18 protein-coding genes are annotated in these 17,999 nt (G+C 40.4%); 1 reads left to right on the forward strand and 17 read right to left on the reverse strand.

The annotated features are described in order from the left end of the window. Positions 1-20: 20 nt before the first annotated feature. From ACLNCS_RS01650 to ACLNCS_RS01680, 7 genes are read right to left on the reverse strand one after another with little or no spacing between them, the layout of a single operon-like run. Complete coding sequence (locus tag ACLNCS_RS01650; protein ID WP_036757185.1) at positions 21-359, reverse strand: YlbF/YmcA family competence regulator; 339 nt, start codon at positions 357-359, stop codon at positions 21-23. An 11-nt stretch (positions 360-370) separates the two neighbouring features. Beyond that, positions 371-1,474 carry a prephenate dehydrogenase gene (locus tag ACLNCS_RS01655; RefSeq protein WP_424846915.1) on the reverse strand — a complete coding sequence of 368 codons (1,104 nt, stop codon included), beginning with the start codon at positions 1,472-1,474 and terminating at the stop codon, positions 371-373. A gap of 9 nt (positions 1,475-1,483) precedes the next feature. Beyond that, positions 1,484-2,650, reverse strand: a complete 1,167-nt coding sequence (gene aroC, locus ACLNCS_RS01660; protein WP_424846917.1) for a chorismate synthase — start codon at positions 2,648-2,650, stop codon at positions 1,484-1,486. Between the two features lie 9 nt (positions 2,651-2,659). Continuing rightward, positions 2,660-3,727, reverse strand: coding sequence for a 3-dehydroquinate synthase (gene aroB, locus ACLNCS_RS01665; protein ID WP_424846919.1), 1,068 nt, complete (start codon positions 3,725-3,727; stop codon positions 2,660-2,662). 18 nt (positions 3,728-3,745) lie between these two features. Continuing rightward, entirely contained in the window at positions 3,746-4,600 is an 855-nt protein-coding gene (locus tag ACLNCS_RS01670; RefSeq protein ID WP_424846921.1) for a shikimate dehydrogenase, read from the reverse strand. Further along, positions 4,590-5,267, reverse strand: coding sequence for a type I 3-dehydroquinate dehydratase (gene aroD / locus ACLNCS_RS01675; protein ID WP_016466646.1), 678 nt, complete (start codon positions 5,265-5,267; stop codon positions 4,590-4,592). Before aroD ends, ACLNCS_RS01670 begins: the two co-directional genes overlap by 11 nt. Next, positions 5,264-6,427, reverse strand: a complete 1,164-nt coding sequence (locus ACLNCS_RS01680) for a class I SAM-dependent rRNA methyltransferase (RefSeq protein WP_424846924.1) — start codon at positions 6,425-6,427, stop codon at positions 5,264-5,266. Before ACLNCS_RS01680 ends, aroD begins: the two co-directional genes overlap by 4 nt. 260 nt (positions 6,428-6,687) lie before the next feature. On the opposite strand from ACLNCS_RS01680, the gene ACLNCS_RS01685 reads away from it, so the two are divergent. Continuing rightward, complete coding sequence (locus ACLNCS_RS01685; protein WP_424846926.1) at positions 6,688-8,139, forward strand: alpha-amylase; 1,452 nt, start codon at positions 6,688-6,690, stop codon at positions 8,137-8,139. Positions 8,140-8,185: 46 nt separating this feature from the next. Here ACLNCS_RS01685 and ACLNCS_RS01690 read toward each other — a convergent pair whose 3' ends face one another. The 10 genes from ACLNCS_RS01690 to glmM all read right to left on the reverse strand — a co-directional run bounded on the left by ACLNCS_RS01690 (position 8,186) and on the right by glmM (position 17,988). Further along, positions 8,186-8,860, reverse strand: coding sequence for a DnaD domain-containing protein (locus ACLNCS_RS01690; RefSeq protein ID WP_424846928.1), 675 nt, complete (start codon positions 8,858-8,860; stop codon positions 8,186-8,188). A gap of 8 nt (positions 8,861-8,868) precedes the next feature. Then, on the reverse strand, positions 8,869-9,813 hold the full coding sequence (gene metA / locus ACLNCS_RS01695) for a homoserine O-acetyltransferase MetA (RefSeq protein ID WP_414291217.1): 945 nt from the start codon (positions 9,811-9,813) through the stop codon (positions 8,869-8,871). 193 nt (positions 9,814-10,006) lie between these two features. Then, positions 10,007-10,519, reverse strand: a complete 513-nt coding sequence (locus ACLNCS_RS01700) for an adenine phosphoribosyltransferase (protein WP_006154681.1) — start codon at positions 10,517-10,519, stop codon at positions 10,007-10,009. A gap of 141 nt (positions 10,520-10,660) precedes the next feature. Beyond that, positions 10,661-11,254, reverse strand: coding sequence for a hypothetical protein (locus ACLNCS_RS01705; protein ID WP_070677127.1), 594 nt, complete (start codon positions 11,252-11,254; stop codon positions 10,661-10,663). Further along, positions 11,254-13,122: an ABC-F family ATP-binding cassette domain-containing protein gene (locus ACLNCS_RS01710; protein WP_424846931.1), complete on the reverse strand. Its 1,869-nt coding sequence runs from the start codon at positions 13,120-13,122 to the stop codon at positions 11,254-11,256. Before ACLNCS_RS01710 ends, ACLNCS_RS01705 begins: the two co-directional genes overlap by 1 nt. Further along, complete coding sequence (locus ACLNCS_RS01715; protein ID WP_006148045.1) at positions 13,119-14,318, reverse strand: CCA tRNA nucleotidyltransferase; 1,200 nt, start codon at positions 14,316-14,318, stop codon at positions 13,119-13,121. Before ACLNCS_RS01715 ends, ACLNCS_RS01710 begins: the two co-directional genes overlap by 4 nt. Beyond that, positions 14,315-15,082, reverse strand: a complete 768-nt coding sequence (dapB, locus tag ACLNCS_RS01720) for a 4-hydroxy-tetrahydrodipicolinate reductase (protein ID WP_006148044.1) — start codon at positions 15,080-15,082, stop codon at positions 14,315-14,317. Before dapB ends, ACLNCS_RS01715 begins: the two co-directional genes overlap by 4 nt. A gap of 262 nt (positions 15,083-15,344) precedes the next feature. Beyond that, positions 15,345-16,193, reverse strand: coding sequence for a DegV family protein (locus tag ACLNCS_RS01725; protein WP_070677125.1), 849 nt, complete (start codon positions 16,191-16,193; stop codon positions 15,345-15,347). 4 nt (positions 16,194-16,197) lie between these two features. Beyond that, entirely contained in the window at positions 16,198-16,572 is a 375-nt protein-coding gene (locus ACLNCS_RS01730; protein ID WP_004252208.1) for a DUF1149 family protein, read from the reverse strand. Positions 16,573-16,638: 66 nt separating this feature from the next. Next, a complete protein-coding gene (glmM, locus tag ACLNCS_RS01735; protein WP_070677124.1) occupies positions 16,639-17,988 on the reverse strand; it encodes a phosphoglucosamine mutase in 1,350 nt (449 codons plus the stop codon). Between the last annotated feature and the right edge of the window lie 11 nt (positions 17,989-17,999).

Consider the following 17,999-nt stretch of genomic DNA (forward strand, 5'->3'; position numbering starts at 1 on the left):
TGACTTTATGAGGTAAATTCTTATTTTAAAAGTTCTGATATTGGTTCAAAGACAATTTTTTCAATATCAGAAAGGTAGATAGAAAGTTGTTGCTGTTTGGCAAAGAATTCTGACAAGAGAGAGTTTCCTTGAATCTGCTTGCCAAAACTTTCCATTTTTTCTTGGAAAGAAGCATCTGGAATTTGACCAGTTTGTGCCATGATTTGGATTTCATGTTGAAAAGCAATATAATCTGCAAAAATTTTGCTTGCTTCTGCATCCGCTTGGATGGCATCTCTAGCTTCTTTAACTGCCTTGTATTCAGGCAATTCGCGTAGTCCACGACTTAGTGCATTTGCACTATCATAAATATTTGACATAATTGTCCTCCTTATTTAATAACGACTGTGTAGTCAGTATTTTCTGTAATGACTTGCTCAGCTCTTTCCAAGTCCTGAGCATTCTTAAAGGAAATTTGCAGAATCCCGTGAACATCCTCACGGTTTTCCTCATTGATATGGATATTGACCAAAGAAGTTCCACGTAGCAATTCCAAGATGCGTAAAATCACATCTTCCTCATCGGGAACATCTACATAAAGGTCATAAGAACTATCTACACCACCACGTTTATGGATTTCCATAGCCTGACGTTGCTCACGCGCTTGATTGAAAAAATTCCAGATTTGGTTTTCGTCACCCTTACTGATAGCTTGTCCAATCTCGTCCAAACGGCCCTTGAAGTCCTCGATGCGTTCAATAATGGTATCCCGATTGGATAAGAGGATAGAAGTCCACATACCAGGCTCACTTTCGGCAATCCGAGTCATATCTCGAAATCCACCTGCCGCAAAGCGTCGCGCCATTTCATGCTCTTCAGCATAACTTGCAGTTTGTCCCATCAGGCCTGATGCTAAGATATGCGGAAAATGGCTAATCTGAGAAGTCACTCGGTCATGCTCTTCAGCATCGATTTCAATAAAACGAGCATGAAGACCTGACAGCAAGTCTTTCATTTCTTCAAGCGTATCTGGTGTCGTTAGACTCGAAGGTGTGAAGATATAATAGGCATTTTCAAAAAGATTAACATCTGCAGAGGCAGCTCCTGTCTTGTGACTTCCTGCCATGGGATGGGCCCCCACAAAGCGAACGGACTTATCAGCAAAACACTTCTCAGCTGTAGTCACGATAGCTGACTTGGTCGATCCAGCATCAGAAATAATGACACCTTCTTTCAAGTCCAAGTTGGCCAATTCCATAATAAACGCAATAGTTTGCTTGATTGGCAGGGTAAGAATGATGACGTCTGCAAGTGGAGCAAAACTGGCAAAATCATCCGTCGCTCGGTCAATCATTCCTCTCTCCAAGGCAATATCTCTAGACGCTTGACTACGATTGTATCCTAAAATTTCATAATCAGGATGATCCCGCTTGATTCCGAGTGCCATGGAAGCACCAATCAAACCTAGTCCTGCGATATAGATGGTTTTTGCCATAAGAACTCCTTAATAATTCTTTGTATACTCCCGATGTTTCGCAACAGCTTCTTTTAATTCTTCCAGATTATCAGAGGAGAATTTCTCAAGGATTTCTTGAGCCAAAACTGTTGCTACGACTGATTCCATAACGACACCTGCTGCTGGAAGAGCGGTTGGATCACTTCTCTCCACCGTTGCCTTATAAGGCTCATGAGTTTCAATATCGACACTCATCAACGGCTTATAGAGAGTCGGAATTGGCTTCATAACTCCACGAACGATAATCGGTTGGCCGTTGGTCATTCCACCTTCGAAACCTCCAAGGTTATTAGTCCGACGAGTATAGCCATCTTCTGATGACCAGAGGATTTCATCCATGACTTGGCTACCCTTAAGATGGCCTGCTTTAAAACCAAGACCAAACTCCACACCCTTAAAGGCATTGATAGAAATAACAGCTTGAGCTAGCCTTGCATCTAGTTTACGATCCCATTGGACATAAGAACCAAGACCAACCGGAACACCTCCGACAACCGTTTCAACAACTCCACCGATGGTATCTCCGTCACGTTTAATTTGGTCAATATAGTCCTTAATCTCCTGCTCACGTTCTTGGTTGACGATAGAAACTTCTGACTGGGCAGCCAGTTTCTTAATCTCTGCGACTGTTAAATTTTCTGGAACATTGATTTCCTTACCACCGAAGATAACAACATGGTTAGCAATTTCGATATCAAGCTCAGCTAAAAGCCGCTTGGCTACTGCTCCAACTGCAACCCGCATAGTTGTTTCACGGGCAGATGAACGTTCCAAAGAATTTCGCAAGTCATCAAAGCGGTATTTAATCCCGCCAACTAAATCTGCGTGACCTGGTCGAGGATGAGTGATTTTTCGTTTGCTTTTAAGTTTATCCTCAATATCCTCGGCAGACATGATATCCAGCCATTTTTGATGATCCTTGTTAATGACATCCATGGTAATAGGAGCACCTGTCGTCTTACCATGACGAACTCCAGAAGTAAAGACAACCTGATCACTCTCGATTTTCATGCGTCCACCACGACCGTAACCGCCTTGGCGACGTTTGAGATCCTCATTGATATCTTCTGCAGTCAAAGGCAGTCCTGCTGGAATTCCTTCAATAATTGCTGTCAGACGAGGACCATGTGATTCTCCTGCTGTTAAATATCTCATACATTCTCCTTATTTTACTAAGTAATCTTTCATTTCTTCGAGAGAAACTGGGTGAATCATCGCTGAACCAAGTTCTGGTACCAAAACTAATTTCATGGTATTGCCACGCGCTTTTTTGTCATGAGTCAAAGCCTGATAGAGCTTGTCAACATCCCAGTTTTCATAATCAACAGGAAGACCAAATTTCTGACACATCTCTCGGATAGACTGGGTTATTCCCACTGGCATGAGGCCTTTTTCTTCTGCTACCTTAGAGACCTGAACCATTCCCATAGCTACTGCCTCACCGTGCATGACTTTTCCGTAACCAGCAGTTGCTTCGATGGCATGGCCAATTGTGTGACCAAAGTTGAGATATAAACGAATGCCATTATCCAACTCATCCTCAACCACCATCTTGCGCTTCACCTGGCAAGAATGCTCAATCAAACTCTCGGAATATTCCAAAATGCTTTCCATAGAACCATCCATTTTAGATAAAAGGTCCCAAAGCTCAGGATCTTCGATCAGGCCATACTTGATGACTTCACCCATTCCTTCAATCAACTCTCTCTTACCCAAGGTCTCAAGAACAGTTGGGTCAATCAAAACACCATCCGGCTGAGCAAAAGTCCCCACCATATTCTTGGCAAAAGGGGTGTTAACTCCAGTTTTTCCACCGATAGAGGAATCAACCTGGGCAGTCAAACTAGTTGGAATTTGAACGAAATGAATTCCTCGCATGTAGGTTGAAGCCACAAAACCAGCCAAATCACCAACTACACCACCGCCGAGGGCAACGATGCCATCACTACGAGTTAAACCTTGCTTAACTAAAAATTCATAGACTTTTTGAACTATAGTCAAATTTTTTCGTTCTTCGCCCTCTAAAAAGTCAAAAACTGCCACTTGAAAGCCAGCATCCTCCAAACTCAATTTAACCTTTTCTGCATAGAGTGAAGCCACACGGTTATCCGTTATGATAACAATCTTTTGTGGTTGCCAAAGTTCACGCAACCATTTTCCTGCTTGATACAAGCATCCTTTTTCAATCTGAATATCGTAAGGATGATGTGGAAGGTCTATTCTAATTTTCATAGCAGGTCTCCTTTTTCTTTATTGGTACTTTTGTTTTAATAATTCCCAGATTTGATCTGTTGGCATTTCCTTGCCTGTCCATAACTCAAAAGCTTCCGCAGCTTGGTAAAGCAGCATGCCAAGGCCATTGATAGATTGATTTCCCTGGTTTTTTGCCCATTTTAAAAACGGTGTTTCAAAGGGTTGATAAATCACATCTGCCACCAAAAGCTTCTCTGGTAAAACGATGCTGGTCGGGATCGGCTGAGAAGATCCATCCATGCCCACACTAGTCGCATTTACCAAGAGATCAGCTTTAGTGATGCTGTCTTGAAGATCTTGAACATCCTCTAATGCAAATAAATCTACTCTAAATCCAGTCGCATTCTGTATTTTTTCTAAGTAAGGTCTTGTTTTTTCCATGGATGAAGAACGAACAAAGATAGAAATCTGACTCACTCCATCCAAGATTGCCTGTGCCAAAATTGCCTTGGCTGCACCGCCTGCTCCTAACAAAACCAGTCTTTTCCTTGATATTTTAAAAGAAGGCAAGCTCTTAAAGAATCCCTTGCCATCTGTGTTATATCCAATTAATGTTCCTTCTCGATTCACAACTGTATTAACTGCACCAATTAAACAAGCCTCTTCGCTCAACTGGTCCAGATAAGGAATCACTTGTTCCTTGTAAGGCATGGAAAGATTGATTCCATACATCTGGTAGCGACGAATATTAGCAACTGTTTCTGCTAGTTCAGTAGCATCTACTTCCCAAGCAAGATAAACACCACTGGTATTGGTTGCTTCAAAAGCGCTATTGTGAATAAAGGGAGAAATGGAGTGTTTGATAGGATTTGCGACTACAGCTGCTAAACGTGTGTAGCCATCAATCTTCATTTAGAAGCTCCCTAATTTTTTTCATGCTAGATAGTGAAATTTGTCCTGGTGCACTAGCTTCATCTAGACTTGCAAAAGACCAACTAGAACCAGTCACATCTGAAGTAATACGAGAGACCTTGCCCACTTTTCCCATAGAAATCGTTACATATTCTTGTTCAGGATTCAGTGTTTTAAAGCCACGTGTAAAGTTCATCAGATCCAACACATCCTGTTCTGTATTAGCCATAACAGCTATTTTCACAACTTTAGGATTTAAACTTGTTAACTCAGACAAGATTTCCATTAGATTTTCAGGTGTCTCTTGGAAGTTATGGTAGCTTAAGACGAGATTTGGAAAGTCCAACATCTGATCAAAAACATCCTTGTAGCTAAAATACTCAAAATCAATATAATCTGGTTGATAAAGCTGTGCCACTTCCTTGATAATTTGAACATACTCTTCTGAAGAGAGCTCAATTTGACCACCCTCGGCACGAGTACGTAAAGTGAAAACAAGCTCACGACCTGCAAATTTTTCAAAAATAGCTGGCGCTACCTGCAAGATAGCTTCCTTGGGTAAGAAGTCTGCTCTCCACTCAATGATATCTGCATCATGATACCGCATAACATCAATAGCCTGAGCCTCTTCTATACTTCTTGGCATGACAGAAACAATTAATTTCATTTACTAACCTTCATGGTAATCACTTTGAGGTAATTACTACTTTCATCTTTTTCATTGTAGACAAAGTCTGCTGGAAGTCCATATTTATGAAGAACCTGATACTTTCTACCTGCAAATCCTTTGTCGATTTGTTCTGTAAATTTTTGACGGGAAACATTAGCCGCATTGGTACTAGCAATAATGATTCCACCTGGGTTTAAAATCTCTAGGCTTTGGGAAATCAACTTGTGATAATCCTTAGCTACAGAGAAGGTTTGTTTTTTATTTCGGGCAAAGCTAGGCGGATCCAGAACAATCACGTCATAACTTAAACCTTTTCTTTTAGCATATTTAAAGTATTCAAAGACATCCATGACAAGCAGTCGATGATTGTCTAGACTCAAACCATTGGCATGAAAATGAGCTTCTGATAGTTCTTTTGAACGTTTGGCTAGGTCTACAGAAGTTGTTTCACTAGCTCCCCCCATAGCTGCAGCAACTGAGAAAGCTGCTGTATAGGAAAACATATTGAGTAAGGATTTCCCCATTGCTAAACCATCAACTAAGCTCCCACGAACTTCATGCTGATCCAAGAAAATCCCTGTCATAAGACCATCATTCATAAAGACTTGGTACAAGACTCCATTCTCGAGAACAGTGAAATATTCAGCTGCTTCTTGACCATAGATATGGGCAGACTCATAATCTTGACCTTTAAAGCGAATCTTTTCATAGACACCTAGGACTTCTGGAAATACCTGAGAGAAGGCTGCTATGATCTCTTGGCGAAGACTATAAACATAGGAGTTGTACCAAGAGAAAACAACATAATCTCCATAGAGATCCAGCGTCATTCCACCAAATCCATCGCCTTCTTGATTAAACAAACGAAAGGCTGTTGTCAACTCCTCTTGATAGTAGGAAGAACGTTTTTGTTTGGCTTTTTCAAACAAGCTTTCAAAGAAGGTTTGATTAAAAGAAACTTTCTGGTTGGTTACAAACCAACCAATTCCCTTATTTTGACGAGATAAATAAGCCTTTCCTAAAAATTCTTTGCTTTGGCTGAAAAGTTCAACTTCCTGATCAGTTTCAGATAAGTCTGGAAAATCAACTTCTTCCAAAAGAACCTGACCTTTGCGGAGCTTTTTTTCGACACGCCGACTGACGAATACTTTATTCATAGATACAATTATATCAAATTTGTTGAAAATTCACAAAATAGAAAGTGATTTCTCCATTGATGTCATAGGAACAATCCAAGCTTTTCGTTTCTGCTTGATTGATTTCTAATGAGAATGGTCATTTGTGTTGAGAAATTTCATTCTATTACCGTAAAAATAGACATTCACATCCTGAGGTCTATTTTTATAGCGCAAACGTTTGCGCATTTGCTTGCTTTGTGGTAAAATGATTCTCAAATTGTTAAGTATGAGGACTATCTATGAAAAATCAAACCCTAATGCAGTATTTTGAGTGGTACCTTCCCCACGATGGACGACACTGGACGCGACTTACCGATGATGCTGAGCACCTTGCAAATCTAGGAATTAGCCACGTCTGGACGCCACCTGCCTTTAAAGCTACCAACGAAAAAGATGTCGGTTATGGTGTCTATGACCTTTTTGACCTCGGTGAATTTGACCAAAAAGGAACTGTGCGTACCAAGTACGGTTTCAAAGAAGACTATCTTCAAGCCATTCAAACACTTAAATCACATGGGATTCAACCTATGGCTGACGTCGTCTTAAACCACAAGGCAGCTGCAGACCGTTTAGAATCCTTCCAGGTTATTGAAGTTGACCCAGAAGATCGCACTATTGAACTTGGAGAACCTTTTACCATCAATGGTTGGACAAACTTTACTTTTGATGGAAGACAAAACACCTACAATGATTTCCACTGGCACTGGTACCATTTCACTGGAACTGACTATGATGCCAAAAGACGGAAGTCTGGTATCTACCTTATCCAGGGAGATAATAAGGGGTGGGCCCACGAAGAATTAGTCGATAATGAAAATGGTAACTATGACTACCTCATGTATGCGGACTTAGATTTTAAGCATCCAGAAGTCATACAAAATATCTACGATTGGGCTGATTGGTTCATGGAAACGACTGGCGTAGCTGGTTTTCGTTTAGATGCAGTCAAGCATATCGACTCCTTCTTTATGCGTAATTTCATTCGTGACATCAAAGAGAAATATGGACAAGACTTCTATGTCTTTGGAGAATTCTGGAATCCAGACAAGGACGCCAACCTTGACTATCTCGAAAAGATTGAAGAGCGCTTTGACCTTGTAGATGTCCGACTTCATATGAACCTCTTTGAGGCAAGCCAAGCTGGTGCAGACTACGATTTGCGTACCATTTTTGATGATAGTTTAGTTCAAGTCAAACCAGATAAGGCTGTAACCTTTGTCGAAAACCATGATACTCAACGAGGACAAGCTTTAGAATCTACTGTAGAAGAATGGTTTAAACCAGCAGCCTATGCTCTTATTCTTTTGCGCGAGCAGGGTCTCCCTTGTGTCTTTTACGGAGACTACTATGGTATCTCTGGTCAATATGCTCAGCAAGATTTTAAAGAAGTTCTTGACTGTCTCTTAGCTATCCGAAAAGATTTGGCTTATGGAGAACAGACGGACTACTTTGATGACCCTAATTGTATCGGTTGGGTTCGTTCTGGAGCTGACAACCAATCGCCTCTTGCCATTCTTATCTCAAACGCTCAAGAGAATTACAAAACCATGTTTGTAGGTCCAGAATGGGCTGATCATACTTTTGTTGATTTGCTTGGCAACCATTCAGACCAAGTGACTATTAATGCTGAAGGATATGGTGATTTCCCAGTTGCTGAACGTTCTCTAAGTGTTTGGGGACTTACTTATTAAGAACACAAAAAAACTTGCCATAGGCAAGTTTTTTTATTGCTAAATATTAGTCTTTCCAAAGATCCATGGCATTTTTAAAATCAGATGAAACCTGAACATTTTGAGGGTTGGTTGCTTCTCTCTCCTGACGTTTCGCTTCTACCTGGGCTACACTCCTAATCCCTTCATGACGCCAGTTTCGTAGGATAGCTTGGATATATTTCCAATTTGGTTTTCCATTTAGAACAGCTTCTCGTAAGGCTTCTTTTATCAAATCCGCACTAGTTCCGTCTTCTTTCAAACTCTTTTCCAAGTCTTCAATTTCAAATGGGCTCAATAGACGACCTAGCTCCTGTTGGAAAGTATCTACCACGATCTTTAAATCATTTGGAGCAGATTGGACCTGGTTTGGAGCTTGTTTTTCAAAAAGTTGGTCTAGGCGCTCCAAGGCAAGAGTTGCATCGAAGATTACTTCTATTTCGCCATTAAGTTCAATGGTTCGGTATTGGAGCAACCCTTTCTCAGTCAATCGTGAAATAGCCTGATTGACTTCAGTGACATTTTTGCCGATTTTTTCAGCAATCTGACTTGGAGACAATTCACCTAAAGCCGTTGTATTCTGTAGGTAAAAGAACTGCCAAACCAAGAAATCATCGCTTGACGAGAACAGTTGATTGTAATGTAAGAGCAGGTTACTCGGTAACACTAAGTTTCCTGATTTGAAAGCATCTAAATATGTCATAATTCCTCTTATAAATATCCAAAATGAGACACATCATCTTCCACACTTTTCCACTCAAACGGCGTTTCTTGGTAAACTGCATAATTTACCCAGTTACTAAAGAAGAGAGCTGCAGATGAACTCCAACGCATACATGGGAGTTCATGAATGTCATCATTTTTGAAATAATTTTCTGGTATATGTGGATCTAAACCAGCATCTAGATCTCTAAAATATTCCTTTGCAAGCGTATCGCGATCATACTCTAAATGCCCAAAGCTATAGACTTCTCTCAAATCTCGACTCGCAAGGATAGAGATTCCCACCTCTTTTCCTGATGCTAAAATCTCTAGATTTGTTTTGTTCAGGATATCTTCTTTGTGAACTTCTGTATGGCGAGAATGAGGGGATACATATAAATCATCAAAACCTCTCAATAGGAGATGACCTTCTTTCAAAACATCTTGAGGATAAATCCCAGAAAGTTTCTGGTCCATCTGGTATTTATCTACGCCATAGCGATAGTATAGACCTGCCTGTGCCCCCCAACAAATATGCAAGGTCGAAAAGACATGAGTCTTAGACCAATCGATAACTTGGGTAAACTCTTGCCAATAGTCAACCTCCTCAAATGGAAGGTGCTCAACTGGAGCCCCTGTGATAATCAAACCATCGAAATAATCATCTTTGACTTCCGAGAAGGTCTTATAAAAAGTCTCCATATGCTCTGAGCGAGTTGTTTTTGATTGGTGACTTTCCATATATAAAAAGTCAATATCTAATTGCAGAGGAGTATTGGCCAAATGTCTTAAGAGTTGAGTCTCTGTTACAATTTTTTGCGGCATTAGATTTAAAATAAGAATTTTCAAGGGTCGGATATCCTGATGAGCCGCCCGTTGATCATCCATGACGAAAATATTTTCTGTTTGTAAAATCTCAACTGCTGGTAATTTTTTATCAATTCGAATCGGCATGGAAATCTCCTAACTGTATCATACTGGACTCAAGTAACCTGACTGTCATCAAATGGAAAAATCAAGCTGATGACACTTCTTCCCTTTATTATACTGTAAGAAGATATAGTTTTCAATTATAGTTTTTCTCTAACTAGATATAGCCTATTTTTATATCCGATGAAGAGAAAACAGCCCTAGGGACTGTTTTTCATTAATAATGCATCAAAACTTTATAATCGTAATCTCCGATTGCCTCACGACCTTTTAGCTCATCAAGCTCAATCAAAAAGGCGCAACCAGCTACGACACCACCTAATTTCTCAATCATTTCGATTGTCGCTTTAACAGTACCACCTGTTGCCAAGAGGTCATCTACAATAAGAACACGTTGACCTGGTTTGATAGCATCTGCGTGCATGGTCAAAGTATCAACACCATATTCTTTTTCGTAGTCAGCTGAAATCACTTCACGTGGCAATTTCCCTGGTTTACGAACAGGTGCAAAACCAATTCCCAACTCAAAAGCAACTGGACATCCAACAATAAATCCACGTGCTTCTGGTCCTACAATCATATCAATCTTTTTGTCAGTAGCATATTGAACAATTTCACGAACAGCATAACTGTAGGCATTTCCATCTGCCATCAATGGGCTGATATCACGGAAAGTAATTCCTTCTTGTGGATAATTTTCAATACTTGCAATGTAATCTTTTAAGTTCATAGCGTTTCTTTCTTTTAAAGTTTTTACTCCCTATTATACCATAATTCCTAGAAAAGCAAAATATAAAGAAGCCTTGGAATATCCTTCCAAAGCCCCTCAGTCCTTCATAAAATTCGGAGGTTCACTCGCTCAATGAAATCTTTACTTCTTTTTGCTTTTAGAGCTTTGATTTCGCTCGCGATTTTGTTGGATGCGCCACTCTCGCTCAAAGTAAGACATGGTTTCAAATACTCTCTTTGGTAAGCCAACATCCAGCAAATAGATTGGGATTTTCAAAACGTTAGAATGTTTTGAACTTGTAAATCTACTTCGAAGACGATACCAGAAAAAGTTGGATTTTAAAAGTTCCTTGTCATAAAACTGAACCTCAATCATATAAAAATCCCTTGCATTTCTACTGCCCTTAATTCTCGTGAGAGCAAACTTTTCTACCTGTTCCCAGGAATAAAACTGCCAGTCTTTCTTTGGAAATGGTTTATAGAAAAATCCTTGAGCCGTACATTTCAAATACTCTTTATCAGAAAAAAGCCGTCGCAAATGTTGATACAAAATGAAGCCAACGATGAGGATCAAGAAACCGATAAAGAGAATTAAAGCCACCAATCCCGCAGGTGCTTCTTCGGGATAGCTCAGCAAAAACGAAAGGATCCAAAGTAGAAGAGCCAATTCTAGTAGATAAAGAATAAGGCTCAAGACGATTTTCTTACTACTCCATTTAATAATTGTTTCTTCCATTATACTAACTCACTTAAATATTCATAGCGTTCATATTTTTCCAGCAAGTCTTCATTTTTCTCGTCTAACTCTTTTTGAAGGGTAGCTAGTTTCCCAAAGTCAGAACCATTTGCTAGCATTTCTTCCTCTATAGAAGAGATGCGGTTTTCTAAGGCTTCGATATCACCTTCAATACTTGCCCACTCCTGCTTTTCTTGGTAAGTCATCCGTTTCTTTTCTTCACGTACTTTGACGACTTTTTCCTTCTCAACTTTTTGATTTTGTGTTACTGCTTCTGCTTCAAAGGCCTTTTCATCTAGATAATCTGTATAATGGCCAAAGAAAGGACGGATGGTCCCGTCTTCAAAAGCAAGAATCTTAGTTGCTACCTTATCAAGGAAATAGCGGTCGTGACTAACTGTCAAGACTGGTCCTGCAAAACCTTGTAAGAAATTTTCTAGAACTGTTAAGGTCGCAATGTCTAGGTCATTTGTCGGTTCATCCAAGAGAAGCACATTGGGTTTTTCAAGGAGTAATTTGAGGAGATACAGACGTTTCTTCTCTCCACCTGACAGCTTTTCAATCAAGGTACCGTGCGTTGAACGAGGGAAAAGAAATTGTTCTAGTAATTCTGCAATAGATGTCGTAGTACCACCGCTAGTCTTAACCTCTTCTGCCACTTCCTGCAGGTAATTGATAACCCGCTTACTTTCATCTAAACCTTCGATTTGTTGAGAGAAATAAGCGATACGAACTGTTTCACCGATGATAACTTGTCCTTCAGTCGCTTCAAGTCTTCCTGCAATAAGATTAAGAAGAGTTGATTTCCCAACACCATTGTCCCCGACGATTCCGATACGGTCTTTGGCTTGTACCAAAAGATTAAAATGTTTCAGAATCGGTTTATCGTCATAGGCAAAGGAAACATCCTTAAACTCGATAACTTTTTTACCGATACGGCTAGTTTCAAAATTCATGCTCAAGTCTGTCTCAAGGCTAGTATCTGAAACTTCCTTTTTCAAGTCATGGAATCGATTGATCCGAGCCTGTTGCTTGGTTGCACGAGCTTGGGGTTGTCGTCTCATCCAAGCTAATTCTTGTTTGTAAAGCTGTTCCTTTTTGTGAAGAAGAGCTGCGTCACGCTCATCCTGTTCAGCCTTGAGACGGACATAATCTTGGTAATTCCCCTGATACTCTGTCAAACCAGCTCTATCTAATTCGAAAATTCGCGTAGAAAGAGCATCCAGGAAATAGCGATCGTGGGTGATGAAGAGAACGGTCTTCTTGGAATTCTTCAAGAAAAGTGTCAGCCACTCGATGGTCGCAATGTCCAGATGGTTGGTTGGCTCATCAAGAAGCAAGAGATTATGATTTCCTAAAAGCACTTGCGCTAATTGAACCCGTCTACGAAGACCACCCGACAAAGCTCCAACAGGAGTTGATAATTCTTGAATACCTAGTTTACTGAGTACCGTTTTGACCTGACTTTCGATTTCCCATGCTTGGAGAGAATCCATCTCCGCCATGACCCGTTCTAGACGCGCCTGCTTGTCCTCACTGTAGTTGAGCATAAGCAGTTCATACTCCCGAATCAACTGGATTTCCTTGAGGTCACTGGATAAAACAGTATCCAATACAGTCTTGCTATCATCAAATTCGGGATTTTGAGTCAGGTAACCAATCTTGTAATCACTCTTTGCTGAAAAAGGGCTAATATCGCCATCAAAACCTGAAACACCTGAAAGCACATCTAGAAGGGTCGTTTTCCCAGTTCCGTTGACACCGATAAGACCGATTCTATCCAAGTCATGGATAATAAAGGAAATATCCTTAAAAACAGTCTTATCACCAACTGATTTACTTAGTTTTTCAACGATAAAATCACTCATTTTCTCTCCCTTAAGTATGCATGAATGGCTTCCACTTCATTATCTAGATTACCATCCACAATAGCGTACTCAATTTCCTCTAAAACATCTCCTAATTCTGGACCTGGATGATAGCCATATTCCTTGATGAGAATGCCACCATTAATTTGCATCTCTTTCTTATCATGAATAGTCAAGCTCTCGTAGGTTTCTGTGATTGCTTGTGGATTGACTTCCTTCCCTTGAGCTCTGCGAAGATTTTCAGCTTGTAGAAGCAAGTCCAAATCAAAACGGTAACAATCACGGTTACCTAGTTCCCCTTCTTCTCGGAGAGCCAAAATAGACAGCAAATTCTGTACTTGCTTAGCAAATTGGCGTGAAGTCTTCCAATGTTTCAAAAATTGTTGAGCATCTTCCACTTCTAAAACCCATAAAAGTGCTGCCCAAGCTTGCTCAGAAGATTCAAAAGTAAAATCTTTTTCTAAATCAAACAAAGACTGGAGTTTCTCCTGACTGCCTACCATATCTGGAAGATAGTCATAAGCTTGACTCTCAATCATAGAAGATAAACCTACTCGCCAATAGGGAGCCAGTAAAAGCTTATCAAACTCAACAAAGATGCGCTCCACAGAAATTTTATCTAAGAGTGGCGTTAAGGCCTTCATCGCTTCAAACGTTTCTTGCTCGAGTTCAAAACCAAGACTAGCTTGGAAACGAAAGCCACGCATGATGCGTAGCGCGTCTTCATTGAAACGTTCACTAGCTACACCGACAGCTCGCAGGACTTGATTTTCTAAATCTCTGAGACCATCAAATAAATCAACGATTTTCCCTGTCTCATCCAAGGCAAAGGCATTGACTGTGAAATCTCGGCGTTTGAGATCTTCTTCGAGTGAACGAACAAAAGAAACAGAACTTGGTCTCCGATAGTCTACATAGACATCCTCTGTTCGAAAAGTGGTGACTTCGTACTCTTCATCTCCATCTAAAACCAAAACGGTCCCATGCTCAATGCCGATATCAGCTGTGCGTGGAAAAATCTGCTTGGTCTCTTCTGGATAAGATGAAGTCGCGATATCCACATCATGGATGGGGCGGTTAAGAATGGCATCCCTAACAGAGCCACCCACAAAATAAGCCTCAAATCCTGCTTCTTTAATTTTTTCTAATACTGGTAAAGCCTTCTGAAATTCAGAAGGCATTTTTGTTAATTTCATAGTAAGTGTTCTAATCCATAGACAAGCTCATGACGCTTGACAACTTCTTTGATTCCCAAATTCACCCCTGTCATGAAGGAGCTACGATCATAGGAGTCATGACGCAGAGTCAATCCCTCTCCTTGATTTCCAAAAATGACCTCTTGATGAGCTACCAAACCAGGTAAACGGACCGAATGAATTCGCATACCATCAAAGTTAGCTCCTCGTGCTCCCGCAATGAGTTCTTCCTCATCGCTAGCACCTTGTTGAATAGACTCACGAACTTCAGCCATCAACTCAGCTGTTTTGATAGCTGTCCCGCTTGGAGCATCTTTTTTCTTATCATGGTGAAGTTCAATAATCTCCACATTTGGGAAGTATTTAGCTGCCTGTGCTGCAAATTGCATCAGTAAGACAGCACCCAAGGCAAAGTTAGGAGCAATCAATCCACCCAAGCCTTTGAAACGAGACAATTCTTTTAATTCTTCGATTTCTTGACTGGTGAAACCTGTCGTTCCTACTACTGGAGCAAAGCCATGTTCAAGAGCAAAGAGTGTATTCTCATAGGCGACAGCTGGTGTAGTAAAGTCCACCCAAACATGGGCATCAAAGCCTGCTAAGTCATTTTTATCATTGAATACTGGAATTCCTTGCCATTCAGATGCAGACTCAAAAGGATCCAAAACAGCTACTAGTTCAAGTTCAGGATCAGACAAAACCATCTGACAAGCAGATTGGCCCATTCTTCCCTTAAAACCAGCAATAATCACTCGAATACTCATCTTTACTCCTATCTAAGATACAAAGCCTGCAAGAACACAAAGTGAAAATAGGAGTTCTGATCAAGGAGTTTCTTTTCCTTGGAAGAACTATCTTTTTCACATAGGGTTCCAGGCGTGTTCAATTCTAAGATACAAAGGACGTTAGCTGCCCATGAAAAATAGGGAATGGCGCTGACTTTCCACGAAAGGCAAGACAGGCATCTTTTTTCAAGAGGCAGATAGTCCGTGTTCAATTTTAAGATACAAAGCCTGTAAGAACAATCTAGACGATTGGTGTATAACCTAAAGCAATACTTCCTTCTCCAAGGTGAGTCCCGATGACACTACCGAAGGTTGCAATTGAAATGTCTGTAGCTACTCCGCCGTCTAACAAAAGCTGAAGCAAATCAGCTGCTTTTTGAGGAGCATTCCCGTGAATGACAGTAATCTGGTAATTGCCATTAGCTGTTGCTTCTTTAACAATTTCAACCAAACGTTTTGTTGCTTTCTTCTCTGTACGAACCTTCTCATAAACTTCGATAACACCTTGGTCATTGAAATATAGAATTGGTTTAATGCTAAGAAGATTCCCTAAAATAGCTGCGCCATTTGATAAACGACCACCTTTAACCAGATGATCAAGGTCATCTACCATGATAAAGGCTGAAGTATTTTCAATCTGTTCGGTTAACTTATCTAGTATAGACTGGAAATCATCACCCTGCTCAGACCATTGAAACACACTTTCCACCATGAATCCTAGTGGTGCACTTGTAATTCGAGTATCAGGAAAAGCGATGGTTAGACTTTCGAACTCATCCGTCATATACTGGATGTTCTGGTGAAACCCTGAAATTCCAGAAGATAGAAAGAGACCCAAAACATGAGTATAGCCCTTTTCTTTTAATGACGATAAAATTTCATCCAACTTTGCAATACTTGGTTGACTTGTTTTAGGTAGTTCAGATGAACGAGCCATTTTTTCATAAAATTCTTGAGCGGTTAGATTTACACCTTCAACATACTCCTGTCCGTCGATATTCACAGGAATGTCAAGCACAAATAAATCTTCTTTCCGCAAGGTTTCCGCTTGTAGAAAAGCAGATGAGTCTGTTATGACCGCTAATTTCATTTTTTTAAAACTCCAAATTAATTCCTGGTAAGTCTAGTGCAATTTCCGTTACTTCATAAGTCAAACGGTTTAGCATATCCAAAGAAGGACGAGCAAGCGTCTCAACTTCTTCTTGACTAAAGTCACTTGGTTGATCTACGATACGACCTTCAACGTGGTTGACTTGAGAAATAGTACCACTGATAACAAATTTATCAAAGACAATCATAAAGCTCAAAACAACTACGAGAGAAGTCACCTGATTTTCTTGGTCATGTTGAAGTAGTTGGAAGTTCACATCAACCTTTGTTTCAGGAATTCCGTTCTCATTTTCCCATTCAAAGTTACGAGCATCAAAGTGATACTGACTAACAAATTCTTGTTCACGTTTTAAATTCATCATATTCTCCATGGTTACAATTTACTTTGACATTGTAACATATTTTCTTATTTTCTGCTAACTTTCCTAAATTCCGATTTCTGCTTTCACAACTTCAGCAATGGTATCCACATAGTAATCTACTTCTTCAGTTGTTGGTGCTTCAGCCATGACTCGCAAGAGTGGCTCAGTTCCACTTGGGCGAACGAGAATACGTCCGTTGCCTGCCATTTCTGCTTCCATCTTATCGATAATAGCCTTGATAGCTGGTACTTCCATGGCCTTGTCTTTCATGGTGTTTTCCACACGGATATTAACCAATTTTTGTGGGTAAATTGTTACTTCTGAAGCCAACTGAGATAAGCTCTTACCTGTTTCTTGCATGATCTTAGTCAATTGAACTGCTGACAACTGACCATCACCAGTTGTATTGTAGTCCATCAAGATAACGTGACCTGACTGTTCTCCACCGAGATTGTAGCCTGATTTTCTCATTTCTTCAACGACATAGCGGTCTCCAACAGCAGTGACAGCTTTATTAATGCCTTCACGATCCAAGGCTTTATGGAAACCAAGGTTGGACATAACTGTTGTTACAATTGTATTTTGTGCCAATTGACCTTTTTCAGAAAGGTATTTACCGATGATATACATAATCTTATCACCGTCGACAATCTCACCATTTTCATCTACTGCAATCAAACGATCGCTGTCCCCATCAAAGGCTAAACCAATGGCAGATTTACTTTCTTTTACAAGTTCTTGCAAGGCTTCTGGATGAGTCGAACCAACATTAAAGTTAATGTTCAAACCATCTGGAGTTTCTCCAATGACAGTAATTTGAGCACCCAAATCTGCAAAAATTTGACGAGCACTTGTAAAAGCTGCTCCATTTGCAGTATCCAAGGCTACCTTCATCCCTTCAAGAGCTGTTCCAGTTGAAACCAGGTAGGCTTCATACTTGCGTAATCCTTCTGGGTAATCAACAACAGTACCTAATCCTTCAGCACTTGGACGTGGGAGAGTATCTTCACTGGCGTCAAGCAAGGCTTCGATTTCTGCTTCTTTTTCATCGTCTAGCTTAAAGCCATCGCCACCAAAGAATTTAATCCCGTTATCAAGGGCTGGGTTGTGGCTAGCTGAAATCATGACACCTGCGCTCGCTCCTTCAGTTTTCACCAAATATGCTACTGCAGGCGTAGCAAGTACACCAAGTTTATAAACGTGAATTCCCACAGAAAGAAGACCAGCAATCAAGGCTGCTTCTAGCATTTGACCTGAGATACGTGTATCGCGTCCAACAAAAACCTTAGGCGCTTCTGTCGCATGTTGACTGAGGACATATCCTCCAAAGCGACCCAATTTAAAGGCCAATTCTGGCGTTAATTCTACGTTTGCTTCTCCACGGACTCCGTCCGTTCCAAAATATTTACCCATTTTATCATTCC

This window comes from Streptococcus sp. CL9.43 (genome assembly GCF_049737935.1).
GTDB lineage: Bacteria > Bacillota > Bacilli > Lactobacillales > Streptococcaceae > Streptococcus > Streptococcus infantis_I.